18 protein-coding genes, 1 pseudogene and 1 riboswitch are annotated in these 25430 nt (G+C 44.1%); of the genes and pseudogenes, 14 read left to right on the top strand and 5 right to left on the bottom strand.

The genetic code is table 11. From position 1 onward, the window contains the following. Positions 1-4 precede the first annotated feature (4 nt). The 7 genes from MHH50_RS26285 to MHH50_RS26255 all read left to right on the top strand — a co-directional run bounded on the left by MHH50_RS26285 (position 5) and on the right by MHH50_RS26255 (position 6453). Positions 5-763: a Nif3-like dinuclear metal center hexameric protein gene (locus tag MHH50_RS26285; RefSeq protein ID WP_340034644.1), complete on the top strand. Its 759-nt coding sequence runs from the start codon at positions 5-7 to the stop codon at positions 761-763. 83 nt (positions 764-846) lie between these two features. Continuing rightward, the gene (locus tag MHH50_RS26280) at positions 847-999 is read left to right on the top strand and encodes a hypothetical protein (protein ID WP_340033650.1); all 153 of its coding nucleotides are present in this window, start codon (positions 847-849) and stop codon (positions 997-999) included. 454 nt (positions 1000-1453) lie between these two features. After that, a riboswitch (cyclic di-AMP (ydaO/yuaA leader) is annotated at positions 1454-1640 on the top strand. 87 nt (positions 1641-1727) lie between these two features. Then, positions 1728-2555: an alpha/beta hydrolase gene (locus MHH50_RS26275; RefSeq protein ID WP_339188472.1), complete on the top strand. Its 828-nt coding sequence runs from the start codon at positions 1728-1730 to the stop codon at positions 2553-2555. Between the two features lie 260 nt (positions 2556-2815). Then, on the top strand, positions 2816-3001 hold the full coding sequence (locus tag MHH50_RS26270; protein WP_339281407.1) for a hypothetical protein: 186 nt from the start codon (positions 2816-2818) through the stop codon (positions 2999-3001). A gap of 146 nt (positions 3002-3147) precedes the next feature. Then, positions 3148-4209 carry a selenide, water dikinase SelD gene (gene selD / locus MHH50_RS26265; protein ID WP_076184790.1) on the top strand — a complete coding sequence of 354 codons (1062 nt, stop codon included), beginning with the start codon at positions 3148-3150 and terminating at the stop codon, positions 4207-4209. Positions 4210-4267: 58 nt separating this feature from the next. Continuing rightward, a complete protein-coding gene (gene mnmH / locus MHH50_RS26260; RefSeq protein WP_340033649.1) occupies positions 4268-5305 on the top strand; it encodes a tRNA 2-selenouridine(34) synthase MnmH in 1038 nt (345 codons plus the stop codon). A 35-nt stretch (positions 5306-5340) separates the two neighbouring features. Next, positions 5341-6453: a cysteine desulfurase family protein gene (locus MHH50_RS26255; RefSeq protein WP_076130477.1), complete on the top strand. Its 1113-nt coding sequence runs from the start codon at positions 5341-5343 to the stop codon at positions 6451-6453. 443 nt (positions 6454-6896) lie between these two features. Here the strand turns inward: MHH50_RS26255 and MHH50_RS26250 are convergent, their stop codons facing one another. Both MHH50_RS26250 and MHH50_RS26245 read right to left on the bottom strand, forming a co-directional pair. Next, complete coding sequence (locus MHH50_RS26250) at positions 6897-8666, bottom strand: exosporium glycoprotein BclB-related protein (RefSeq protein WP_340033648.1); 1770 nt, start codon at positions 8664-8666, stop codon at positions 6897-6899. 200 nt (positions 8667-8866) lie between these two features. Beyond that, complete coding sequence (locus MHH50_RS26245) at positions 8867-9859, bottom strand: LacI family DNA-binding transcriptional regulator (protein ID WP_076128039.1); 993 nt, start codon at positions 9857-9859, stop codon at positions 8867-8869. 372 nt (positions 9860-10231) lie between these two features. Between MHH50_RS26245 and gtfA the strand changes: the two genes are divergently transcribed. Next, positions 10232-11674 carry a sucrose phosphorylase gene (gene gtfA, locus MHH50_RS26240; protein ID WP_340033647.1) on the top strand — a complete coding sequence of 481 codons (1443 nt, stop codon included), beginning with the start codon at positions 10232-10234 and terminating at the stop codon, positions 11672-11674. A gap of 86 nt (positions 11675-11760) precedes the next feature. Here gtfA and MHH50_RS26235 read toward each other — a convergent pair whose 3' ends face one another. Continuing rightward, a complete protein-coding gene (locus tag MHH50_RS26235; RefSeq protein ID WP_076128035.1) occupies positions 11761-13995 on the bottom strand; it encodes an AraC family transcriptional regulator in 2235 nt (744 codons plus the stop codon). Positions 13996-14498: 503 nt separating this feature from the next. Here MHH50_RS26235 and MHH50_RS26230 point away from each other — a divergent pair. The 3 genes from MHH50_RS26230 (at position 14499) to MHH50_RS26220 (ending at position 17958) form a co-directional block, all read left to right on the top strand. Next, complete coding sequence (locus MHH50_RS26230) at positions 14499-15374, top strand: ABC transporter permease subunit (protein ID WP_094903677.1); 876 nt, start codon at positions 14499-14501, stop codon at positions 15372-15374. Positions 15375-15385: 11 nt separating this feature from the next. After that, positions 15386-16279 (top strand): carbohydrate ABC transporter permease, encoded by an 894-nt coding sequence (locus MHH50_RS26225; protein WP_036685379.1) that lies wholly within the window; start codon positions 15386-15388, stop codon positions 16277-16279. Positions 16280-16347: 68 nt separating this feature from the next. After that, positions 16348-17958 carry an extracellular solute-binding protein gene (locus MHH50_RS26220; RefSeq protein WP_139329889.1) on the top strand — a complete coding sequence of 537 codons (1611 nt, stop codon included), beginning with the start codon at positions 16348-16350 and terminating at the stop codon, positions 17956-17958. A gap of 77 nt (positions 17959-18035) precedes the next feature. Here the strand turns inward: MHH50_RS26220 and MHH50_RS26215 are convergent, their stop codons facing one another. Continuing rightward, positions 18036-18917, bottom strand: a complete 882-nt coding sequence (locus MHH50_RS26215) for an AraC family transcriptional regulator (RefSeq protein ID WP_076128032.1) — start codon at positions 18915-18917, stop codon at positions 18036-18038. A gap of 159 nt (positions 18918-19076) precedes the next feature. On the opposite strand from MHH50_RS26215, the gene MHH50_RS26210 reads away from it, so the two are divergent. The 3 genes from MHH50_RS26210 to MHH50_RS26200 all read left to right on the top strand — a co-directional run bounded on the left by MHH50_RS26210 (position 19077) and on the right by MHH50_RS26200 (position 24105). Continuing rightward, on the top strand, positions 19077-20477 hold the full coding sequence (locus tag MHH50_RS26210; RefSeq protein WP_340034643.1) for an MATE family efflux transporter: 1401 nt from the start codon (positions 19077-19079) through the stop codon (positions 20475-20477). A gap of 1816 nt (positions 20478-22293) precedes the next feature. After that, positions 22294-22962, top strand: coding sequence for a DUF3153 domain-containing protein (locus MHH50_RS26205; RefSeq protein ID WP_076281952.1), 669 nt, complete (start codon positions 22294-22296; stop codon positions 22960-22962). A 132-nt stretch (positions 22963-23094) separates the two neighbouring features. After that, entirely contained in the window at positions 23095-24105 is a 1011-nt protein-coding gene (locus tag MHH50_RS26200) for a ketoacyl-ACP synthase III (protein WP_076128027.1), read from the top strand. Positions 24106-24229: 124 nt separating this feature from the next. Here the strand turns inward: MHH50_RS26200 and MHH50_RS26195 are convergent. Then, a pseudogene (locus MHH50_RS26195) lies at positions 24230-25248 on the bottom strand (LacI family DNA-binding transcriptional regulator). Positions 25249-25430: the final 182 nt, after the last annotated feature.

The raw sequence follows: 25430 nt of genomic DNA, 5'->3' as shown, positions 1-25430 counted from the left end.
TTTAATGGGAACTGTGGAACAGGTAGAAGGGACTGTGGATATTCTGAACCCAGGGGAACCGGAAACTGAAGTCACAGGGATTATTACGGCCTTCTCTGCCACACAAAATATTGTGGAGCAAGCAATAGCGTTAGGAGCCAATTTGCTGATCACGCATGAAGGTGTATTTTATAGCCATCATGCAGCGAGCGAGTGGTTAGAAGGTGATCCGGTTTATCATGCGAAAAAAAGTCTGATCGAACATTCCCCAATAGCTATTTTTCGTTATCATGATTATTGGCATCGGCAAGAGCCGGATGGGATTATGATGGGTTTGCTGCGAGAGCTGGATTGGTCAGACTATGTGGAAGAGCAGCAAGCGGCTGCTACGATTCTCACTATTCCTGCTATGACTGTAATGGAAGCTGCTCAGTATATTAAAAGTAAGCTAGGCATCTCTTATGTACGCGCTGCTGGTGACCTGTCTCTGTCCTGCAAACGCGTAGGGATATTAGTAGGTTACAGAGGAGGCGGGACGATGGCTATTCCGCTTTTTAATGATCACAATCTTGATTTAATTATTGCTGGAGAAGGACCAGAGTGGGAGACTCCGGAATATGTGCGGGATGCAGGGCACCAAGGCAAATCTAAAGCGCTCATCATGTTAGGTCATGCGGAGAGTGAAGCACCGGGGATGAAATATTTAGCTGAAATCTTAGCAGACAAATATCCCATGCTTCCTACCCGGTTCATTGCTGAACAACCCATCTATCAGATGGTTTAATCTGGGAAAATTAAGAGTACGGAATAAATAAACATATTATGGAGAAAATGAAGGGAACAGGTCACTGAGAAAGGAGTGTTTCAATGGAAATTCCTTTGGAGGCTGATGAAGTATTAAGTCGGATCAAAAAGCTGCAAAGCGACGGAAGCTCAATCAGTAAAAAACAAGTAAAGCAAAGCGACCCAGAGCTTATGAGAAGTGCGCTGTTCTTTTTTCCAAGCTGGAGCATGCATTGAAAAACGCCGATCTTTTGTAGCCATAGTATTGTAAAAGGAAGCTAAGTGGACAGGGGGAGATCTCTGATTCTGCTTAGCTTTTTTCTTTTTTATGAAATCATTCGTGCTGTTCATGTGAAATAATATTAACAAGCTTGCCAAACGGATCGGGGACATAGAAACGACGAATACCCCAAGGTACAGAAACTGGCCCAATATTGGTATTGAAGATTGTCGTTTCTTATTAAATAGGAAAGTACTGGTGAATCACCCCCTTTTTCGCTTGCTTCAGAGCTGTTTTTCTAAAGAAAACGAGTAAACAAGAGCAAAAGAAAGAGAAAATGAAGAGTATGCTTAATATGAAATGAAAAGCATTGCTTTCAACATTATTTTGACCAGAGCCCTCCTTTACAAGAAAACCTTACAAGAGTATGATTCATCTCAGAACTGAGAATTATCTTAAATTTACAATTACATAAGCAATCCGCTTAATTTCCGTTTCTGGAAAGCGGGGGAACCAACAACTGGCAGCCGATGTGAGAGTCGGCACTGGTTATGGGGTGAATCCTGTTCCGGGTGCATAATATGCATCCCTGCAGGTAGGGCAACTCTCACTGCCCGAATCCGACAGCTAACCTCGTAAGCGTATGGAGAGAGGATGAATGGCGTGTTTAGTGATGAATAGCCACAGAGAATCCCTCTGTGGTTTTTTGCTGCGTTTTTAAGCAGATATAGTCGTAGAATTTATTATGAAAGAGGTGTTACCTTTGCCTATCGCTAAACTGAACGGAACTTCGCTCTATTATGAAATCAATGGAACTGGCACTCCGGTTGTGTTTATCCATGGACATGGATTAACACACAGTATGTTCAAACCACAGCTGGAGTATTTTTCCGATAAATATAAAGTGATTTTGTGCGATTTACGGGGGAATGGCAAGTCTGGTAAACTGCTGGAGGCCCCACATGAGATTATTGAGACGCAATGTCTGGATCTGATTATGCTGTTGAATGACCTAGGTATCCGTGAAGCAGTTTTTGTAGGAATCGCCTATGGTGGCTTAGTCGTTCAGCATATTGCCAAACAATATCCTGAGCGTGTAAAAGCCATTGTGGTCGCGGATAGCTTTTGTAGGACTCACGGATCAACAATAGTAGGGAAAATACAAACTATGGCAGCATATTGCAGTTTACTAATGTATTATCTCCCAAGTGAGCTGGTGTTGCCTTCGATTCGGATGATGTACCGAGAGCGCTGGAGTCTGGCCTACAATGAGATTAGAAGAGGGCTGCTGGACAAACGTCCCCGGGAGTTATATCGGCAAAGGCTGGCTACGAGCCATGTTGATTACACCAGATGCTTAAAGGCTTTTAAACGTCCTGCTTTATGTATTGTAGGGGACTTTAATGAATTTGGAGTGAATTGTATGAAGGAAATGGTGTCTCAGCTGCCACATGCGCAGTTGGCGATTATTCCGAACGCATTAGATCCAAGTAATCTGTGCCAGCCGGAGCAATTCAATGCGATTCTTCAACGTTTCTTAGAGAAGCAGCAGGGTACTCAGCAGATTAGCTGATCTATTGGGAGACCTTCACAAGCGAAGCGTTTAAGTGAGAAAATAGGCGTCCCATAGCCAGGGCGGAATGAGCTGGCTATGGGTCGTCTTTCTGGGAAGAACTTTAGGGGAATTCTCCCTAAAATGAAGGAGATTATGGCTCCTAGAACGTAGATTAGGGAAATCCTCCCTAATAATAGGATGTTTTTAGCCATAAATGGGTATTTGCATGAATTTTTAGGGAGGAATTCCCTAAAAACCTCATTTTAAAGCGATTATCGATGAACATTAGGGAGGATTTCCCTAATATAATGGACATCCAATTAAAGGCTGGCTTATCCGTAGTGAAATCTACGAATGAGCCAGCCTTTGGTTATTTTACTAACCGATGGATGTTGAACATTTACAAGCATATTGTACCTAGAACGCCACTTAATGTCCCTACCCTACCACAGCACCAAATATAGCTCACCAGACGTGGGAAAGAACAATAGACTCTAAATAGTTATAGAAGGAGGCGTAGTAAGCAACGCATCTGCTACTCTTGCATTTTGTACAATGCGATCTACTCGTGTAAGATTAAGATAATTCATACTAAAGGAGCTGAGTCATGATGTCTCAAGCTGAAACTATAAAACTGACTTCATTATCTTCAAAAGGGGGCTGCGGCTGCAAAATCGGTCCCGCCGATCTCATGCAGGTTATTCGTAGTCTGCCACCAACTGTTCCTAACCCGGATCTACTAGTAGGTCTTGATACTAGTGATGATGCAGGGGTGTATCGTTTAAGTGATGAATTAGCGTTAGTGCAAACTGTTGATTTTTTCACGCCGATCGTGGATGATCCCTATTCATTTGGTCAAATTGCAGCAGCCAATGCATTAAGTGATATTTATGCGATGGGTGGAAAGCCGCTTACGGTGCTTAATATTGTGGCCTTTCCTATTTCTGTTTTAGATAAAAGCATTCTCGGTGACATTTTGCGCGGTGCAGCGGATAAAGTACAGGAAGCAGGAGCTACTCTTGTGGGCGGACATTCCATCGACGATAAAGAGCCCAAATTCGGATTGGCCGTTACGGGCCTTGTGCATCCTGACAAAGTGAGAACGAATGCGGGCGCCAAGGTGGGAGACAAGCTGATTCTAACGAAGCCTATCGGTGTGGGGATCTTAACAACTTCCATTAAAAAGGATCAGCTATCTCCTGAAGAAACCACACGCCTTACGACAGTAATGTCTACTTTGAATAAAAAAGCGGCTGAAATCATGGAGCCTTATGATGTACATGCTTGTACAGATGTTACCGGATTTGGGCTACTGGGACATGCCTCGGAAATGGCTAAAGGGAGCGGCACGGGCCTGATCATTCGTCAAGGCGATGTACCGATGCTGCCAAGAGTAAGAGAGCTTGCGGAGCAGGGATTTGTTCCAGGAGGCACTAAGAATAACTTTGCCCATCTGGAAGGCAGCATTCTTTATCCGGAGGAGATGGACCAACTAAGCCGCTATATTCTATGTGACGCTGTGACTTCTGGCGGACTGCTGATCTCTGTGGCCCCTGAACAAAGCGAAGATTTGCTAAAAGAGTTAGTAGATGCAGGGGTAGAAGCGGCATTGATCGGAGAGGTAACGGAAGAGCATCCGGGTCAGATTACAGTTATAGCTGCTGTGGAATAACTGTTGTATATCAGCTTAGAGCAAATTATGAAGGTTAGCCACCAGAGGAGAGAGCATATTGTTTCAGGACATTACACTGGAAGAACTTAGAGTGTTAAAAAACAAGAAGCAGATCACCATTATTGATGTTAGATCTCCTTCTGAATATAAAGATGCAACGCTGCCGGATAGTTTGAATATTCCCTTTTTTGATGATCAGGAACGGGCTGAAGTAGGGACGTTGTATAAACAGACAAGTGTGCAGGCCGCGAAAGAACGTGGTTTGGAGATTGCTGCGGCAAAACTGCCTTCTTTTGTCAAAGAATTTGCAGCGATTCAAGGAGACAAAGCAGTATTCTGCTGGAGGGGGGGTATGCGCAGCCGTACAACTGCGACCGTACTCTCTTTAATGGATATTCATGCTTACCGGCTGATAGGCGGCTATAAGGCTTATCGTAAATGGGTGCTCGACGAATTGGAGTCCTATGAATGTAAGGCGAAGTCTTATGTGATTCACGGAAATACAGGCACAGGTAAAACCAATCTGTTACACCGCCTGAAGGCGCAAGGCTACCCCGTTCTGGATTTGGAAGGGATGGCAGGTCATCGTGGTTCTATTTTTGGTGAGATTGGCCTTCGTGCGAACAATCAAAAAACGTTCGATAGTCTTCTTTTAGAGGAGTTAATTAAGATCGGAGATTCTCCTTATGTACTATTTGAAGCGGAGAGCAAAAAGATTGGTAAGGTAGTAATGTCCCCATTTATGGCCGAGCAAAAAGAGAGCGGAACGCAGATCTGGATTGAGATGCCTTTGCATGCCAGAGTGGAGCAAATCCTTGAGGATTACCGGCCAGAAGAATACAAGGAGCAGTGTATTTCTGCATTTCGGAGTATTAAATCCCGAATTCATATCCCTATTGCGGCAGAAATCGAGCGATGCTTGCAGGCAGATTTGTTCGGCGAAGCTGTGGCGCTGCTGCTAGAATATTACTATGATCCCAGATACGATTATACGTCCACTCAGTATGAAGGCATTGAGAGAGTTACTTTTAAAGTGAATAATCTGGATGAAGCTGAGACTGCTGTGCTTTCTTTTTTAAAACATCAAGAAGTATAAGTTTCGCGTTATGGTTAAAGGGGGCTTTACTTAATATGATCTATTTAGATTACAACGCTACAACACCAGTAGATAAGGAAGTAGCAGAGGTTATGATCCCTTATCTTTACGGTCATTTTGGGAATCCTTCAAGCAGTCATTCTTTGGGGCGGGAAGCTAAACTCGGAATAGAGCAGGCAAGAACACAGGTGGCTGATTTCCTGAATTGTGCGCCGGGTGAGGTGCTTTTTACCAGTGGGGGTAGTGAGTCTAATAATACTGTCATTAAAGGAGTAGCCCAAACGTATCGCCATAAAGGTAATCACATTATCCTGTCTGCTATTGAGCATCCGGCGGTAATTAAACCTTGTCAGTACCTGGAGCAGATGGGATACAACCTGACTTATGTACCAGTTGACTCGTATGGATTGGTGCAGGTTGACGATGTGAAAAAGCAGCTCACGGACCAAACCATTCTGGTCTCCATCATGCACTCTAATAACGAAACGGGCACGATCCAGCCGATCAAGGAAATAGCTGAGGTCTGCCACGAACGGGGTGTTCTTATTCATACAGATGCTTCACAGTCTGCGGGAAAAGTAGACCTCGATGTAGCGGATTTAGGGGTGGATTTTCTAACGCTTGCAGGCCATAAATTATATGCGCCCAAAGGCATTGGAGCACTGTACATTCGGGACGGCATTCACATTGAGCCTTTGATACACGGTGCGGGCCATGAACAGGGGCGAAGAGCGGGGACAGAAAATACACCCTACATTATTGGCTTAGGAAAAGCCTGTGAGCTTGCTGCTGACTCTGATTCTAGAAAAAGAGTTAAGCAAGTTACGGAGTATTTCTATGGAAGACTGCAGGAGTCTTTTGGCGAAAAAATTCATTTGAATGGTCATAAACACAAGCGCTTGCCTAACACCCTTAACGTTAGTTTTCTTGGAGCAGTGGGTCATGAAATTATCGATTCCCTGGAAGCTGTGGCGGCTTCAACTGGCTCAGCGTGCCATTCCGGTGAAACGTTGATTTCGCCTGTTTTAAAGGCTATGCATGTGTCGGAGAATATTGGACGGGGAGCGGTTCGTTTTAGTGTGGGACGATATACGACTACAGCGGAAATCGATGAGGTCATCGATAAGCTGAAGGTGTATTTGTTATAAGCTGAAATCGTATTAGTTGTGAGGTTCGTTTTTGCAAACAGTGACAAAGTGTGAATCCTAGTGAACGGACTTTGACTTCCAGTGGACGGACTATGACTCTCAGTGAACGGAGTACGAATCTCACTAAACGGGCTATGAATCTCAGTGAATGGACTATGGTTCCCAGTGAACGGAGTAGCTATCGGACTCAGGCGCTCTTATTTGCAATATTTTCCTATTTTTGAGTTGCTATAGGACTCCATAGGCGTTATTAGTACAAAATAGACACTACTGAGCACCATTTCTGCCCAATAGCGCCTCTCAGGTCCGATAATCTCTCTAAACAGTGATAAATTAACGAATAGCGGCATCTGAGTCCGAAAGATCAAGAGTTGAATCCGCATATTACAAAAAAAGCATCTGCCACCTCCTTCAAAAGGAATCGCAGATGCTTTTTTTAGTGATTATACAATCGTAAAGCCAGCACTTGCATAACCAGTGACTGTATTTACAAGGGTAAGACCTGTAGCGGTGGCTGAGAATACCATAAGCAAACGTGTCTGTGGTGTTACAGTAAAATTGATACCATTCGTAATTCCGCTGACAAAAGTTCCAAGATTAATAGTACCGGTGATAGGTGGAAGTGGGACTGTTGCGCCTGGAATAGGAGTAAATGTGTTATTTGGTGTGGCAGATTGGTACAATTGCGCTGTTACATTTATCGTAGTACCAAGCAGCGATAAAGCTATGGTATTACTGAAGTAAGCGGCAATGGAAGTTATTACTCCAGCTCGAGGAGTTGAGAATGCAAAATTGATAAGCGGTCCAAGGAGAGTACCTGTCAAATCAATATTACCGCCAACAAGCGAAATACCTGTGGCTGAACTTCCGAAGCCTACAAGGCTTGTTGTTCCAACCAAACCACCTAAAACCGTGGTCATAATAATAGGTCCTCCGGATGCCAGCGGAATAATTGCACCGTTACCGGTTGCACCAGTGACTCCGGTAATGCCAGTAGCTCCGACCGCGCCGGGATCACCGGTGGCACCCGTAGCTCCGGCAACGCCGACCGCCCCCGGATCACCCGTCACGCCCGTTGCCCCCGTAGCTCCGGCAACGCCGACCGCGCCCGGGTCGCCCGTCGCGCCCGTTGTACCAGCAGGGCCCGCCAAGCCGGCAGCACCAGTCGAGCCCGTCGCTCCAGTTGCTCCTACGCCTGGACCCGCTGGTCCTTGCGCACCTGTTGGTCCTTGAATCCCTTGCACACCCTGTGGTCCTTGAGGTCCCATCGCACCACCAGCGATTAACAAGTAATCTGGTGAACTGCCAGGTATTCCAGTAGGTCCAGAAACAGTAGCAATATAGGTGCTGCCATTGAAGGTTACTACTTGACCTGCTGGATAAGTAGGACTTTGTGCAGGATTAAAGATTACAATTCCTTGCAGCCCTACCCCTTGCGGACCCTGAGGTCCTTGAAGTCCAGGCGTTCCTTGAGGGCCTTGAGGGCCTTGTGGTCCTTGCGGTCCTTGGGGGCCTGTGGAGCCACCAGCAATTAATAAATAGTCTGGTGAACTTCCAGGTGTTCCCGTTGGTCCAGCAACAATAGCAATATAGGTACTGCCATTAAAGGTTACTACTTGACCTGCTGGATAAGTAGGGCTTAGTGCAGGATTAAAAGCAACAATTCCTTGCAGCCCTACCCCTGTGGTTCCCTTTGCGCCTGGAACCCCTTGCGCTCCTTGCGGACCCTGGGGTCCCTGTGGCCCTTGAGGTCCAGTCACACCTTTAATAGGTAATCCAATTGCTTGTGTAATAGAAGCTTGAATATGTCTGATCTGAATAATCAGCTGATCTTTACAATTAGAGTCAATCTTCGTGGCGAGAATAAAAGATAATAACTCAGCTAACAACAGTTGAAGATTAGTGCCCACGCTTACGACAGAGAAGGGACTGACTTCGGTCGATACAATGGTTATCTCTACTACAGAAAGTAGCTCAGTTCTAAAAGGGCTGCATAACTTAGAGGTATGCAAGAATTCCAATAGTTCTCTTAACACTCTTTGGAGATTGGCAATATGAAGTGTTGTGGGATTCGTAAGTACGGGGGGCACCACTGCAGAGAGATCAGTGACTATTTTTAATAGTGCGTTACACTCCCTCTTTCTAATAGGACTGCTGATCCTTCCATGCTTGTTTAGGATAGCATCGCCTTTAAATGGTCTGTAATCAGGCATATTTCTATATCTCCTCCTTGAACTTCTCCTGTTCATTCCTTTAAAAAATGGGAACCTGCCCAATCAGCATATTCTGAGAAGCGGAAGTGGTTACAAAAATTGCCCTAAAAGCCGTTATTCCTGAAAGTCGTTATTAATGAAGTAATACAAAAAAGGCAGGCCACCGCTAATTACGGTAGTCTACCTTTTTAATAGATACGTTAAGTAGTCTCTCCCTTAATAAGAGTTACGTCTACAGTAGTGTTGTTGATTAGCTCTCCGTCAGCACTTTCGATCATTTGCAGGAGAGTATTGGTCAGCATGACCCCGATCCGATCACTAGGTTGCATAATGGTAGTCAATTTAGGACTCTGAAGCATGCGGGTAAAGCTGTGGTAATCATAACCGATGATTTTCAGTTGCTCGGGCACTCGAATGCCTTGCTGTTCAGCATAAATGTATAAAGCATAAGCCACAATATCATTACTGCAGAATACTCCATCATATTCTCGAAGTTGGGCCGGAGAGATATTTTCGGTGACAAAGGACCAAAAATAATCAAAGGTAAGCTTGTTGTGCGCGCCTTCGATAATATCGTAAGTTACACCATGTTTCATACTTGTGATGACAAAAGCATCCCGACGGCGATTCGCTAGAATATCCAGATCTAGCGGGCCGGAGATATGTAGCAGCCGTTTACAGCCCAGCTGTATCAAATGTTCGGTAGCTAGCTCACCACCGCGGTAATTATCCGATCCCACACAAGGGATATTGGAAGAAATAAAACGGTCAAAAGAGACAATAGGGAAAGGGACCTTTTTATAGCTTTCAATATTCATAGTGTGGCTGCACATGATAATGCCATCTACTTGATTCTGGCGAAGCATGCTAATATAGTTGGCTTCCTTCTCAGGATCGTCAAGAGAATTACATATTAGCAATTTATAGTTTTTTTCATTAGCACTCATTTCAACATACTTGATGAGATCGGAAAAGAAAGGGTGGTTTGAATCTGGAACAATAATCCCAATAAAAAAGGATTGATTCTTCTGTAAGGCTCTGGCGATTTGATTAGGATGATAATCTAAGGCGTCCATCGCTTTTTCAACTTTTTTTCGCGTCTCTTTGCTGATATATCCCCGGTTGTTCATTACTCTGGACACGGTAGCTACAGCAACGCCCGCCTCCTTGGCAACATCTTTAATACTTGCCATACCCTCATCCCCGTTTCATAAAATGCTCTAATCTATATTCTACAACTTTCTTGGATTGTTGACACTAATCGAGACTAACAATTGTAAAAGCATAGATAGTTTTTGATAGTTATAATAGGTATGTTATACGTTACCACAAATATATGGATATAATATTAAAAATCAATCATTATACCCATATTTTATTGATTTAATTATATGAAAACGTTTGACATATTATTTGCGCATCTATAAAATTGGTTTTGAATAAACCTTCATCTAGGGAGGAACAAGATCGTTAGGAGAACGCTTTCATAAGTTGCATTAGTTTGATGATTTCTCAGACCTTATAAAGCAAGAGTGTATAAATTGAAATAGAAGGAGAACGCCAATATGCAGATTAAAAATGAAGCTATGCTTATCACTTACGCAGATAGCATGGGAAACAATTTAAAAGAACTAAACGAAGTACTGGATACACACTTGCAAGGAGTCGTGGGTGGGGTTCATTTATTGCCGTTTTACCCCTCTTCGGGCGACCGGGGATTTGCTCCGATGGATTATACGAAGGTTGATTCGGCTTTTGGCGACTGGGCGGAAATCGAAGAGATGAGCGAGAAGTTCTACATGATGTATGATTTCATGATCAATCACATTTCACAGCAGTCTCCATACTTTCAAGATTTCCTTGAGAAGAAGGATGCATCGCAGTACAAGGATTTATTTATTCGTTACAAGGATTTCTGGCCTAACGGTGAACCAACTGAGGTTGATGTGGATTTAATTTATAAACGTAAACCGCGGGCGCCATACGTAGAGGTTACCTTTAAAGATGGGACGAAGGAAAAGGTTTGGTGTACGTTTGATGAGCAGCAGATCGATCTGGACGTGACTACGGAAACTACGAAGAAATTTGTAAAAGACAATCTGACCTTCCTTGCTGATAAAGGAGCATCGATTATCCGGCTGGACGCTTTTGCCTATGCCAACAAAAAGATGGGTACCAACTGCTTTTTCGTAGAACCGGATATTTGGGAAATGTTGAATTTGTCTAAAGAAGTAGTGGAGCCTTATGGCGTAACTGTTCTTCCGGAAATCCATGAGCATTACAGCATTCAATTGAAGATTGCAGACAAGGATTATTATGTCTATGATTTCGCCCTGCCAATGTTGGTATTACATGCTCTATACAGTGGAAAAGTAAATCGGCTTGCGCATTGGCTGGAAATCTGTCCGAGAAAACAATTCACTACCCTGGATACACATGACGGCATTGGCGTAGTGGATGTTAAGGATCTGATGACCGACGAAGAAGCTGAGATGACCAGAGAAAGCCTATATAGTCAAGGAGCAAATGTTAAGAAAAAATATAGCTCCGCCGCTTATAATAATCTGGATATTTATCAAATTAACTGCACTTATTATTCTGCACTTGGCAATGATGATCAGGCATATCTTTTGGCCAGAGCTATTCAGTGCTTCGCCCCTGGTATTCCACAGATTTATTATGTAGGTCTATTCGCTGGCGAGAATGATATTGAGCTGCTCGAAAGCACAAAAGAAGGACGCAATATTAACCGCCATTATTATGCTAAAGATGAAATTGCTGCTGAGGTACAACGTCCTGTTGTTCAAAAGCTGTTCGCATTGTTGAAATTCAGAAATAGCTGTCCAGCTTTTAATGGTGAGATCAAGATTGAACAAGGTAGTGAGAATGAGCTGAACATCACTTGGAAAAATGAAAACAGTGTGGCGAAGCTTGAAGCTAATCTGTTGACCAAAGAATACACCATTCTTGCAGGTGAGAATGAAGCAAATATTGCGAAGGTATTTTAATATTTCCTTTGATATCGAAAGGTGTTCCAAAGGCCAATGTAATGGCTGCTGGAGCACCTTTCTTTTTGGGGGATAGGTGATTCATGTTATGAACTGTTTTTGGTCCGTCTGAATTCTATTGGTGTAAGGCTGAAGTTGCGTTTGAACATCCGGTGGAGATAAGAACTGCTGGTGAAGCCAGTTACTTCAGCAATATCCGATACCGATAAATCACTCTCTACAAGCAGGCGGCATACTTCCTTCATCCGTACCTCCATGATGACATCCACAATAGTGGTTAGGGTCTGCTGCTTATAAAGTCTGCTGACATAGATTGGAGACATATTAAGTTCATCGGCAATTTGGTTCAGACTTAAGCAAGGGTCCATGTAAGATTGCTGAATGGTTTGGTTAATTTGCCGGATTAGATCGCTTTGCTTGGAGCTGCGCTTATCCGCTTGGAATTCCTGAATATGATCAAAAAGCTGGTAAAAAGCTGCCTCAAATTCTTCTATTGTTTCATAATGTTCAAGCGAAGGCATCACCATCATCCCTTCGGTGGGGGTAGGACTAAGCTTCTTGATGTTATCGACAATTCGTTTAATCGTTAGCGTCACCCTTGAAACAGTAAGTTCCAGCACATGATAGGGATATTGCTCCATTTCACGTACCATTTCGGAGAAGTGACTGCGGGCTTCGTCTGTTCTGCCACTTGTGAGCGCATCGACCAGCTTTTTTTCGCTGTCAGCCGGGTAGGAGTAAAGATTGTTCTGAAGCTCGCTAATTCGCTCAGCATTGATCAGGCTGCCATGACCATAAAACAGTCTATGTTTGGAAGCTTCTCTGGCCTGACTGTACAGCCGGTTTAGTACATCTGGATTATCACTGATAGGGCTGTACACTAACGACAGTCCGATTTTTAAATAATCACAACAGGCCACACGGATCTGCCGCAGCAGCACTTCAATCAGCTCGGTATCCAGATGCTCAGTGGAGGTCATGCTGCTAAGCAACATGACCACACTATCGTCATTCATATCTACAGTTTCCACCTGATAAGTCTGTCCACAGATCTCTGAGGCAATATTCATGATGGCAAACTTGTACGGAAGGAGATAAGAGCCTCGTTCCTTTCGCAGAGCTTCGTACTCATCAATGCGTAGTAATACTAGCCGGTAGCCCTCGTTTAAATTAAAAGAAATACCCAGCTGTTGAACATCATTTTGCCGGCTGTTATGAGGAGATTTAATGCCAAGCACCAGATTGCGTAATGAGTTCTGCCTGATCGTAAACATACTGTTGCGTTTATCTGCCTCAAGGGTGTTCATTCGGCTTACGATCGAATCAATCGGCAGATAAAGCCGTTTGGACAGTACCCTAGAAATAACAAGACCGAACAATAAAATAATTAAAGAAATCAGAAGCGTAGTATTGCGGATATGATTGGTCTGTTCAGTAATTACCTCATAAGGAGTAATGCGCACATATTGCCAGCCAAGCGAATCGGGCGAAGTATAGGACACCAGTGATTTATTCCCTCTAAAAGGGGCAGTAAAATAGCCGGCAGAACGTGCTTTTACTTGATGCTCCAGCCAACTGTTTTCATCCCCGGAGAGCTTCTCCAATGTCAGCTTATTCCCCGACAGAAAACGGCCTTGGTCATCCAAAATGTAGGTACTGCCACTACCGGGTGTATTGCCGTTAGCCAGTTCTTTATTGATCCAAGCCGCGGATATGTTAACAATAACCGCAGAGTTAATAGAGCGGTCCCAATTGATCGCATCATAGCAAAGGTAAGTATAGACTGAGATGGTTTTTTTCTCAGGTTCATCTATGGAATAGGTTCGCGGAATCGGCGTAAATGTTTTGTAATCCTGATAATGATTCAGCATCTGAATAATTTCAGTGTCCACCAGTTCGCGGGTGGTGAATACGCCATTCTGGCCCTGTGCTGCCGAAATATAAACCGTGTCATTATTCGGATTATATACATAGATGGATTCAATATAAGGCATGGAATTTAAGTAGTTTCCGAGATCGGACATCGCCGCGGTTACCTCATAAATAGAGGGCTTGTTGTAGAACAACAGATGAGAAATCGTGCTGGTTCGATACAGTTGAAATGAAAGCGTTTGCGCGACTTCAGCCATGTTGACCACTTTTTTGCCAGTCTGGGTCAGATCCCTTAGATCGGAGCGAAAGGTTTGCGTCTTCTCGACGCCGATGTAGTACGTATAGTAAACAAAAGTAGAGATAAGAAGGGTTAACGATATGCACAGAGTTATGGTGGTGAGCAGCTTGCCATACAGTAGTCTTTTTCTCCGTAGATCATTATTCTTCATACCGTCCCCCCTGATCATCATATGACTTACTCGGACAAGACTCTGGATGAATTCATATTATGAAGTTCCTTTATTATAAGTCCCCAAGAGTGAACAGAACAGTGGAGCAACCTTAGAATCCTGCATTTTTCCAATCTGAAGGGAGTGAACAAATTAAATATTCGTGTACAAAACAGTCTTTTCTACAAGGATTATAAGGAGTTAGCGAAGCTTGAGAAGCTCAGTGGGTCTCCGAAGACTTTTACATAAACATCCTGATTGTTCAGTTCCTGTTTCGCCAGTTTGTGCAGTAAGGCTTGTAAGCTTCACTTCTGTGTTCAGAAGAATCCCCCTATAGTGGAATTATGCAGTTTCTATATTAAGGGGAGTGAGAGATCTTGAGCCAAACCTCATCCAAAGGAATTTCAAACGTCGAACTTGGCATCCAGGCTGATGGTAGAGCACGCTTACGAACGACAAGAAAGAAGAAAGGATTGTTGTATGAGCTGGTGCACAATCGGGTAATGTTTCTGATGCTGCTGCCCACCTTGATCTTTTTTCTGGTGAATTCCTATTTTCCAATGGTAGGCATCTATTATGCGTTCACTCAATTCGACTTCAACAGCAGCATGTTCAACTCCAAGTTTGTGGGATTACAGAATTTCGAGTTCCTCTGGAGATCCGGTACGCTGGTGAAGCTCACGATGAACACGATAGGATACAATATTGCTTTTATTGTACTAGGGAATGTGCTGGCAATTGTCTGTGCGATCCTGCTGAGTGAGCTCAATGGAAAATGGTTTAAAAAGATTAGCCAATCGGTAATGTTTCTGCCTTACTTTGTATCCTTTGTAATTCTCAGCGTAATTGTCTACAACTTGTTTAATTATGATAGCGGTTTCTTAAATACAATGCTTACCCAATTTGGCCTTGATCCGGTCGACGTTTACAGTAAACCTTGGGCATGGATCTTTCTGATCATTATCTTTTATCTATGGAAAAATCTTGGCTACAGTATGGTGATTTATCTGGCGGCGATTACGGGGATTAGTGACGAATATTATGAAGCGGCCAAAATTGATGGCGCTAATATTTTCCAACGGATTTGGTATATAACGGTGCCGATGCTGAAATCAACCTTTGTGGTGCTGCTGCTCTTTGCGCTCGGGAGTATTATGAAGGGCCAATTCGATCTTTTCTATCAATTAATAGGCAATAACGGGCTGCTCTACAATACGACGGATATCCTTGATACCTATGTATACCGTTCGCTTAAAGTAACCTTTGATGTGGGCATGGCAACGGCTGCCGGGGTCTATCAATCCTTGTTCGGCTTCGTCCTCATTATGACGGTCAACTACATTATCCGCAAAATAAACGATGACTACGCCCTGTTCTAGGAGGATAAGAAATGAAAATTCAAAAGGATAAATATACGCGAATGCTTCATTGGATTGCCTATGTGGTCATTATTGGCTTATCGATCGCTTGCCTGCTGCCCTTTTTGCTAATTATCTCTGCGTCTTTGACCAGCAATGAGTCCATTATTCGCGATGGCTATCATCTGATTCCGGCACAGTTCTCACTGGAGGGCTACAAGACGGTATTCATCTTCCCGGATGAGGTGCTGCGGGCATATGCGGTCACAGTCAGCACAACTGCGATTGGAACGGTAATGGGACTTTTTTTCATGACTATGGCGGGTTATGTACTGGCGCGTAAAGATTTTAAATATCGAAATAGCTTTTCCTTCTATATATACTTTACGACTTTGTTTGGGGGAGGACTTGTCCCGTGGTACATCATGATTACGAAATACCTCGGTCTGCTGGATTCCTATGCGGTACTGGTGCTTCCAGGTCTGATGACGCCATTTTTGATCATTTTAATGAAAAACTTCATCAAATCAGCAGTTCCTGAGGAATTGTTCGATTCTGGCAAAATAGACGGGGCCGGTGATTTCCGGATTTACTGGCAGATTGTACTCAAGCTTTCCATGCCGGGCATCGCTACAGTCGGTTTGTTTCTGGCTTTGTATTACTGGAATGACTGGTTCACCTCTTCACTGTTCATCAATGATACGCATAAATATCAGCTGCAATTCTATCTGTACAATGTTATTAATTCAGCACAGTTTATCGCACAGATGGGGGCGGGAACCGGGGTGTCACTGGCTACGGAGGTCCCTGCTGAGTCTACCAAAATGGCGATGGCAATTGTCGTGACGGGACCTATTCTTTTTCTGTACCCGTTCGTTCAGCGTTATTTTGTCAAAGGCCTAACCATCGGCGCTGTAAAAGGTTAGAACCGCAACCTGCCCACTACCGGGTTAAGGTACAGTCGGCTAACATAGAAGCATAGTGAAAAGGGAGGATTCAGATGAATAAACAACGGGGCAAACGCATGTCTATTCTGCTTACGTCAGTACTGGGCTTGACGCTGCTGGCAGGCTGCGGGGGGAATTCTAATTCTGCAAACGGAGACAATGCGGCGGTAAAAGAGAGTAATAGCGGAGGAAACACAGCACAAAGTACGAACGCAGGGACGGAGGAGAAGACCGGACTGGACACTTCCAAAAAGGTCGAGCTGCAATTCTATATGCTAGGCGATGCGCCGAAGGACCTCTCAAGCATTGAAGCGGAAATTAACAAAATGGCCGAAGAGGATCTGAATGCAACCGTTAAATTCAACTATACAACCTGGACAGATTGGGATCAGAAATATAAGCTGCTGCTGTCGTCGGGTCAATCAATCGATCTGATCTTCACTGCGGACTGGACCCAATATCAGGCTTATGCGAAAAAGGGAGCTTTTTTAGCTATAGATGATCTGCTGCCCAAAGCTGCCCCAGAGCTCCAGCAATTCGTACCACAGGAAATGTGGGATGCTGTGAAGATTGATGGCAAGATTTACACCGTTCCAGCGACTTATAAGGAGTATGTAACGAACGGCTTCGTATGGCGTGAGGATCTGCGCAAGAAATACAATCTGCCTCAGCCGACAGATCTGGCTAGCTATGAAGCATACATGGAAGGAATCAAGAAAAATGAACCTCAGATGTCGCCTGCTTCTTTTAACAGTGATGTAAGAGGTAACATTCATGATGTATATTCAACACTTACCGCACAGGTCGGCAGTCCGCTGCCTTATGGTATTGGTATTAAGTACGATGATCCTTCAAAAGCTTATCTGTATTGGGGTTCGGAGGAACATAAAGAAGAGCTGCTGACGATGAGACGCTGGCAGGAAAACGGATTGATTTCCAAAAACGTCCTGAACTTGAAGGATACCATCCAGGCTCCGATTATCGCGGGCAAGGCAGCAAGCATCTTCGGAGATAATCCGACTCGCTTCAACGATACGTTGATGAAGGTGAAAGCAGCACATCCGGATTGGGATCTAGGTTACTATCCTTATGGAAATACCATTGGTTATGCAACACCAGTTCATCCTATTCATAATGGTTTCGCCATTCCGAAGAGCAGCAAGAACCCTGAACGTGCACTGGCCTTCTATGAAAAAATGGTCATGGATAAACGTTATAATCAGCTGACACAATACGGTGTGGAAGGAAAGAACTATAAAATTGATGCGAACGGCTACTATGAACTTATTGGAGATGCTTCAACGAACGGTTTTACACGCGAGGGAATGAATGGCTGGGCCTGGCGGAATCCGGAGTTCATGCTATTTGATAAATCCTATGATGGCGTGAAGGAAATTTTCGCTGAGCTCGACAAAATTCAGAAGCCGGATATTTTCACCGGTTTTGCTGAGGATTATACCTCTTATCAGGCGGAAAAAGCAGCACTAGAGCAGGTGGAAAAGCAATACCTGTATCCATTGCAAGCTGGATTAGTAGAGGATGTTGATGCGGGTTTAGCCACCTTTATGGAAAAGGCTAAGCAAGCCGGCCTTGAAAAAATCCAGACCGAATATATCAAGCAATGGGATGCTTATGTGCAGGAGAAGGGTTTGAAATAATAAAAGTAGCAAGGGATGTTCCTTAAGCCTAATGGCAGGGAGCATCCCTTTTTTTGTGTTCTTTAACGTACTCAGATTTACGAGAAACGTTGACGGAATTCCCGTGGAGTGGTTCCTTCTATTCGAATAAAGCTGGAGCTGAAGTAAGGCGCCTGATTGAAGCCAACTTCCTCGGCTATACGGGCAATCGTGTAGCTAGTCTGCATCAGCAAAAGTTTACTTTGCTGAATCCGATAATGCAGCAGATATTCCATCGGCGCACAGCCGTATTCCTTCTTCATGCAACGAGCGATATATACAGGGTGAAAGCTTAGACTTTCCCCGAGCTGCTGCGCAGTGATATGCTCACGAAAATGGCTGCGTAAATAGGAGGCCGCTTGCTCTGCACATATTTTGGAGGGCGAGGGGCGCTCATGGCTGAGGGAGGCGGATAACTGCTGAATAACCTCCTGAAACAACAGCTGCTGCTGAAATGGAGTATCGCTTAAATGGGAATTAGGCACAAGCTGATTCAGCTGCGAGAGCAGCTCTTCCATCTTGGACGGCTGCAGCAGAGTTGTATATTGAGGCAAGCGTAAGCTAAACGGCCGGATATCAAATTCGTCAGATTGCAGGGAGTTCTCTATTTTGACGTTGTCTTTCTCAAGCGTAGCAGTCGTATCCTCGGTCATATTCCAGTCGCCCACCGTTTGAAAATGCAGCCAATAATAAGAGGTGGATTCCTTGCAGCTATCCGTACTGAAATGATGGCTGTCTGGACGAAGTAAGAGCGCCTGACCTGCTTTTACTTGAAAAGGGAGACCGCCTTCACTCATATATAAACAGCCTTGTTTAACTACAAGCAAATCGAACACCCGGGTATTATGGCGGCTCATATGATAATGGCCGGGGGAGAAAGTATGGAATCCGCTTACAATGTAGTACAGCAACGGAGGAACGGTGAAGTTCAAGATGTTCATGTCAGAGGCTCCTTTTTGTGAGGTTGGAATAATGTAATAATTGGTTTGAAATCTGTACCATCATCCAAAGTATATCATCTATAATTTAGTCTGACCTAATGAATAAAGATGTTATTTTTTAGGCTAAGTCTGTAGGCATGGTTTACGAGGAGGGTTTGTATAGTGAAAAAAGAAAGACAGGGTTTTGGGCTCTGGGTATTGGCTTGGCCTATATTTATAGAGGTATTTCTACAGACTCTGCTGGGTACGGTAGATACATTAATGGTCAGCCGTATCTCTGATGATGCAGTCGCCGTAGTCGGCATTTCCAATCAATTGTTCGGTGCATTGACCACACTTTTTACAACATTTGCGGGTGGAGCGGGGATTCTGATCGCACAGAGAATGGGCTCCAAACGTTTTGGTGAAGCGCGCACGATTGCTATTATGGGAGTATCGGTTAGCCTCGTGTTGGGGATTGTCGTGAGTATTGTGTTGTTTTTCTATGCGGGCCCTATTGGTGGGGTTCTAAATATAGCACCGGAACTATTATCACTTTCGAATGTCTATATCTCCTATGTCGGCGGTGGACTTTTTATGGTCGGGATGATCGCTTCCCTCGGTACCGCTATCCGGAACACAGGGAATACCAAAGGGCCGATGTACACAGGGATTATAATCAATGTCATCCATATAATTCTGAACTATATTTTTATATTTGGTGTATTCGGTCTGCCACAGCTAGGCCTTGCGGGCATCGCGATCTCCAGTATTGTCAGTAGACTGGTCGGAGTGATTATTCTCTACTCCTTATTCCGGCGTTCTTTCGAGATCAAGGTTAGACTTAGAGATTTCCGGATATTCAATGGCAAGCTGTTTAAGCAAATTCTGAAGATTGCCTGGCCGCTCGGGATCAATTCTTCCTGTTGGGTATTCTCCCAGCTTATTGTGTATTCCTTTCTGGCTGCACTTGGAGCCGAAGCGTTAGCAGCACGCACGTATCTTAACACCCTGGAGTCCTTTTGCTTCACGCTTGGTTATGCTTTTGCGCTGGCGGGGCAGATACAGATTGCTCATTTATTTGGAGCAGGCAAACTAAAAGAAGCTTATCGCAGTGCGTATCGTACACTCTTTATTGGTTTGAGCATTGTGTCAGCTAACATGTTGTTATTATTCTTGTTCGGAAAACAGCTGCTCGGTTATTTCACATCTGATCCGAAAATTATTGCGATCGGGGTTTCTTTGTTAGCTCTAAATCTATTGCTTCAGCCCTCCAAAATGCTAAATATGGCCCTCGGCAACGCGCTGAATGCCATCGGGGATACGCGTTATACGATGTATACTTCCATCGTGTCTATGTCCCTCATTGGCGTGGGCTGCTCCTATTGGTTAGGAATCAGCGTCGGCTGGGGACTCATAGGTATCTATTGTTGTATGATAGCCGACGAATTGGTGAGAGGTTTGCTTGTTTTGGCGCGCTGGAGGGGGCGAAAGGTTCTCCGCCAAGCGGATATCGGCTTGAGTGAAGAGAATGCTTCACTACATGGAGCGGGGAAAAGAAGCGCCTCGTTAACCACATAAGCGGGACTCTATAAGTCCAGCTTGATGGGCAATGGAGTGGTTTTAGAGTAGGACGTTGTTTGTGGAGTAGTGTTTTTGTTTCGGCAGTAGGGTGGTAGTAGTGCTGCAGTAGTGCGATAGTAGGCCATTGCGGGAGGCGGTAGTAGGGCGGTTGCGGGAGGGATGACGTTGTGCTTTCGGACTCAGATGCAGTTATTTGCTAATTTAGAGCCTTTTCCGGTTAGTTTCGGACTGGAGGGGCGCTATTCCTCGTGAAATGGCTCATGTAGGGGTAATTTTGCGGCAATAGTGACACTGGAGTCCGATAGCTTATGAAAAGAGACGTTTGTGCGGAAATAACGGCTCTGGAGTCCGAAAGCGACTTTGAAAGCCCAAGTAACACCGTGCACCCAAGCGACAACGAGCACTTCAAGTAACTTTGATCATCCCGAGTAGCGTCGAGCACTTCAAGTAACTTTGATCATCCCGAGTAGCGTCGAGCACTTCAAGTAACTTTGATCATCCCGAGTAACGTCGAGCACTTCAAGTAACTTTGATCATCCCGAGTAACGTCGAGCACTTCAAGTAACTTTGATCATCCCGAGTAACGTCGAGCACTCCAAGTAACATTAAGCATCCCGAGTAACGTCGAGCACTCCAAGTAACTTTGAACATCCCGAGTAACATCGAGCACTTCAAGTAACATAGATCAACTCTGTGGCTTAAAAATTGATTAGTTTAGGGGCAGTAGGGCGGTTGCGGGAGGTCTGGCGTTGTGCTTTCGGACTCAACTGCCGCTATTTGCTAATTTAGAGCCTTTTCCGGTTAGTTTCGGACTGGAGGGGCGCTATTCCTCGTGAAATGGCTCATAATGGGGTCGTTTTTCACCAATAGTGACTCTGGTGTCCGATAGCTCATGAAAAGAGGCGTTTGTGCGGAAATAACGGCTCTGAGGTCCGAAAGCAACTTTGAAAGTCCAAGTAACATCGTGCACCCAAGCGACAACGAGCACTTCGAGTAACATTAAGCATCCCGAGTAACATCGAGCACTTCAAGTAACTTTGATCATCCCGAGTAACGTCGAGCACTCCAAGTAACATTAAGCATCCCGAGTAACGTCGAGCACTCCAAGTAACTTTGAACATCCCGAGTAACAACGAGCACTTCAAGTAACATAGAGCAACTCTGTGGCTTTAAAAATTGATTAGTTTAGGGGCAGTAGGGCGGTTGCGGGAGGGATGACGTTGTGCTTTCGGACTCAGATGCAGCTATTTGCTAATTTAGAGCCTTTTCCGGATAGTTTCGGACTGGAGAGGCGCTATTCCTCGTAAAATGGCTCATAATGGGGTGATTTTGCGGCAATAGTGACTCTGGAGTCCGATAGCTTATGAAAAGAGACGTTTGTGCGGAAATAACGGCTCTGGAGTCCGAAAGCGACTTTGAAAGCCCAAGTAACACCGTGCACCCAAGAAGACAACGAGCACTTCGAGTAACATTAAGCATCCAGAGTAACGTCGAGCACTTCAAGTAACATCGTGCACCCAAGCGACAACGAGCACTTCAAGTAACATTAAATTTGCTGATGTTTTTTTGAAAGAGGTTACCTCATGAGTAGAAATAGTTACTTCTGTGAGGGCCTCTTTTTTATGCGCGTATAAAGTTTAAGTTTGACGGTCCTCAAATTTGATTATTCATTCATATAGAGTTTGATTCTATGATATAAATGAGGTAGCCTTTATAGAATGGGTAGCCGTTATATAAATACATGTTAGTGAAGGGTTTGAGGGAAATGTTGTTGTCAAAATGGAGAGGGTTTTCGTTACTAGGGCTGCTCTTAATGCTTGTACTATTATCAGGCTGTTCTAAAGGAACAGCGCATGTCACAGTGAATAAGAATGGAAGCGTAGATTTTGCAGTGAATATGAAAGTGAATTCGCGGGCAGAAGCGTTGATTAGCGGAAAAATGGAAGATGCTCTGGTAAACAAACTTAAAGATCAGGGGATTGAGCTAGAGAAAAGCCAAGATGGAAAATCTACAGTCTATGAATTCATGAAATCTTATGCCTCTTTTGAGGAAATGAAAGCACTCTCTGGTGACTTAGATATTGTGGACCTGAAATTAGATACCAAAGATTATTGGGTTTATACCAAATATGATGTTGAGGCGAAGCCTAAATTAAATAGTTACATAGACACCATAATGGATAATATGGGATCGCTCAGCTTATCGAAGCCGATTATTCGGGCGTTTTTGCAAAACATGGCTTTTGACTTTAAATTAACGTTACCTGTGGATTTATATGGAGACAATAATGCAAATGTGGAGGACGGCAGAACCCTTACTTGGAATGTTACACTAGCGGATACAGAGCCAATTCAAATGCAGGTTTATGTGCCTAATGTATGGAATATCGTGATTGTGCTTATCATTTTAGTGGTGGTTATTGTAACTGCGATTATATTGTTTATCAGAAAAAGAAAGCAGCGTAATAGAAAACGGTTCTAAGTGGGTTCGTAAGGTTTCGGAAGTGCCGGGAAGCTAGGATGCTTTACCTAGCCTTCTTTACTTTTTAGCAGGCACAGAGTTATAATTAGTACCAAGTACTAATATCAGATACTAATTGAAGAGGTGATTGGAATGACAGGTGCAAAAATTACCGCTATCGGAACCTATGTCCCAGCTAAAAGACTGACTAATGCCGATCTGGAACAGATCGTAGATACAAATAATGAATGGATTGTGCAACGGACCGGAATCCGTGAGCGTCGAATTAGTCGGCAGGATGAGTATACAAGTGATTTATGTGCAGCAGCTGTGCAGGATCTTATGACTCGTTATGGAAAAAGCGTTCAGGATGTCGATATGGTCCTGGTAGCTACGAGCACACCTGACTTTTCCTTTCCCTCAGTAGCTTCTTTGATTCAAAATCGTTTTAACATTCCACAGACTGCGGGTGCTATGGATTTGAGTGCAGCATGCGCGGGTTTTGTCTATGCACTGCATACTGCTCACAGTTATGTGGCTTCAGGAATGCATCGCAAGGTCCTGGTTATTGGTGCGGATACGATCTCCAAGATTACGGATTATACTGACCGCAGTACATGTATTCTTTTTGGGGATGGAGCGGGAGCTGTGCTTGTGGAAAGTGATGAGCAGTCGACGGGATTTTTGGGCTTCCAGCTGGCAAGTGATGGCGGTGGGGCACATCATGTGTACCGTACGGGGCTTGCCCATACTGTAAACAATATTGAGCTGGTAGATACACAAATGCTGGTACAGAACGGACGTGAAGTGTTTCGCTGGGCGGTCAGAACGGTTCCTTTAGGTGTGCAACAGCTGCTTGAAAAAGCGGAGGTAACTCTGGAGGAAGTAGACTGGTTTATTCCACACAGCGCTAATATGCGCATGATTGAGCCAATATGCGAGCGATTAAATTATCCGCTGGAGCAGGTGCTGCACAGTCTTGTGAATTTCGGCAATACTTCTGCTGCCACGATTCCTTTAGCACTCGATTTGGGCATCCGCGAGGGTAAAGTACAAAATGGACAAAAGATCCTGATGTATGGTTTTGGTGCCGGATTGACCCAGGCTGGACAATTGATTGAGTTGAATTTGGATCATCAGGTAGGGATACCTACTCCATATTAAGAGGTGGAATTTGGCGAGTTAATGTCCAATGAATGTTTAAAACGAAACGTTTCGGTTAATCAATAAAAAGACAACGCCGTTTGCGGAAACCCGCTTACATTGGCTGTTGTCTTTTTTTTGTTGATTACTGAGTATTTAATTGACTGCCACAGGATTCACGTACAATAAGCACAGGCTCCACTACAAACGATCCACCGCCAGACTGATTGTTAATCAAGTCATAGAGCATATGAGCAGCGAGGATGCCAAGCCGTTCTTTGTTCTGGCGGATGGTCGACAGTTTTGGACTGGTATATTTACAGGCTTCAATGTCGTCACAACCGATAATGGCAATATCTTCAGGAACGCTGAGGCCGTGTTCTTTCAAAGCCCGGATGGCTCCCAGAGCCAGCAAATCAGAAGCCGCAAAAATGGCTTTTGGTAAATTTCCGGCTTGAATTAATTGCTGCATAGCCGTATAACCGCTGGGCTCAAAGAAATCGTCGCCATGAACAAACCACTGACGGTTCAAAGTGAGGCCAAAACTTTCAATAGCTTTGACATATCCGGATTCCCGCAGGTTAGAAATGTCTGAATCCGCTGCACTTCCGATAAATCCAAGCTCTCTATAGCCAAGTAGATAAAAATGCTCCACGACCTTGGAAGAAACCTGAAAGTTATCTGACATCACAAAGCCGGATTTTTTGCCCTTTAGCTCAAGGTCGACCCCGATACAAGGAATACTGCTCATATCCAGATCGCGGATGGTAGGCTCCATCTTTTGCCCGGAAATAATGACACATCCATCCACATTAAAATGAACAGATCGAGCGAAATAATCGCCGCTGCTGATGAATTTCTCGTTGGAAAAGAAAATGAGATCGTAGCCCAGAACGCCCATCTGCTTTTTAAAGGAATTTAGCACTTCTACGAAAAAGGGATGGGTAAATTCGACATTAAGCTCGCCAGCAAAAATAACCCCGATCAGATTCGACTTCTTAGTTGCGAGTGTCTTGGCGGAGTTGGAAGGTGAATATCCGGTTTGTTCGATGATCTCCAAAACTCTTTGCTTGGTTTTTTCGGAAACATCGCTGTAATTGTTCATAATTTTCGAAACAGTCGAGACAGAAAACTTACCATTTCGGCAATCATTTTGATATTCATAGTTAATAAAGCCACCCTCCGCTGAATAGTTGAAATTTGAGAAAAAGACTGTTCTAGAGCGGTTATTTGCGAGTTATTATGAATAGGGTGAATGAAAATTCAATTATTTTCAGTCTATTATTATTGCCGAAACAAGTCAAATATATATTTCACTATGCAGATTTATTCCAAAATAATCTATG

Origin of the sequence: Paenibacillus sp. FSL H3-0302, assembly GCF_037982245.1 — a bacterium.
Taxonomy (GTDB): domain Bacteria; phylum Bacillota; class Bacilli; order Paenibacillales; family Paenibacillaceae; genus Paenibacillus_AQ; species Paenibacillus_AQ odorifer.
The sequence above is the reverse complement of the archived record's forward strand: the minus strand, read 5'-3'. Positions and strand labels throughout refer to the sequence as shown.

What these genes read in the sequence shown, in the direction of transcription:
- MHH50_RS26270 (WP_339281407.1), top strand. Translation starts at nt 2,816, where the DNA reads ATGAACATTAGGGAGGATTTCCCTAATATAATGGACATCCAATTAAAG.
- MHH50_RS26235 (WP_076128035.1), bottom strand. Translation starts at nt 13,995, where the DNA reads ATGAAGAATAATGATCTACGGAGAAAAAGACTACTGTATGGCAAGCTG.
- MHH50_RS26225 (WP_036685379.1), top strand. Translation starts at nt 15,386, where the DNA reads ATGAAAATTCAAAAGGATAAATATACGCGAATGCTTCATTGGATTGCC.
- MHH50_RS26230 (WP_094903677.1), top strand. Translation starts at nt 14,499, where the DNA reads ATGTTTCTGATGCTGCTGCCCACCTTGATCTTTTTTCTGGTGAATTCC.
- MHH50_RS26255 (WP_076130477.1), top strand. Translation starts at nt 5,341, where the DNA reads ATGATCTATTTAGATTACAACGCTACAACACCAGTAGATAAGGAAGTA.
- MHH50_RS26215 (WP_076128032.1), bottom strand. Translation starts at nt 18,917, where the DNA reads ATGAACATCTTGAACTTCACCGTTCCTCCGTTGCTGTACTACATTGTA.
- MHH50_RS26250 (WP_340033648.1), bottom strand. Translation starts at nt 8,666, where the DNA reads ATGCCTGATTACAGACCATTTAAAGGCGATGCTATCCTAAACAAGCAT.
- selD (WP_076184790.1), top strand. Translation starts at nt 3,148, where the DNA reads ATGTCTCAAGCTGAAACTATAAAACTGACTTCATTATCTTCAAAAGGG.
- MHH50_RS26275 (WP_339188472.1), top strand. Translation starts at nt 1,728, where the DNA reads ATGAAAGAGGTGTTACCTTTGCCTATCGCTAAACTGAACGGAACTTCG.
- MHH50_RS26245 (WP_076128039.1), bottom strand. Translation starts at nt 9,859, where the DNA reads ATGGCAAGTATTAAAGATGTTGCCAAGGAGGCGGGCGTTGCTGTAGCT.
- MHH50_RS26285 (WP_340034644.1), top strand. Translation starts at nt 5, where the DNA reads ATGGGAACTGTGGAACAGGTAGAAGGGACTGTGGATATTCTGAACCCA.
- MHH50_RS26280 (WP_340033650.1), top strand. Translation starts at nt 847, where the DNA reads ATGGAAATTCCTTTGGAGGCTGATGAAGTATTAAGTCGGATCAAAAAG.
- MHH50_RS26200 (WP_076128027.1), top strand. Translation starts at nt 23,095, where the DNA reads ATGACAGGTGCAAAAATTACCGCTATCGGAACCTATGTCCCAGCTAAA.
- MHH50_RS26205 (WP_076281952.1), top strand. Translation starts at nt 22,294, where the DNA reads ATGCTTGTACTATTATCAGGCTGTTCTAAAGGAACAGCGCATGTCACA.
- gtfA (WP_340033647.1), top strand. Translation starts at nt 10,232, where the DNA reads ATGCAGATTAAAAATGAAGCTATGCTTATCACTTACGCAGATAGCATG.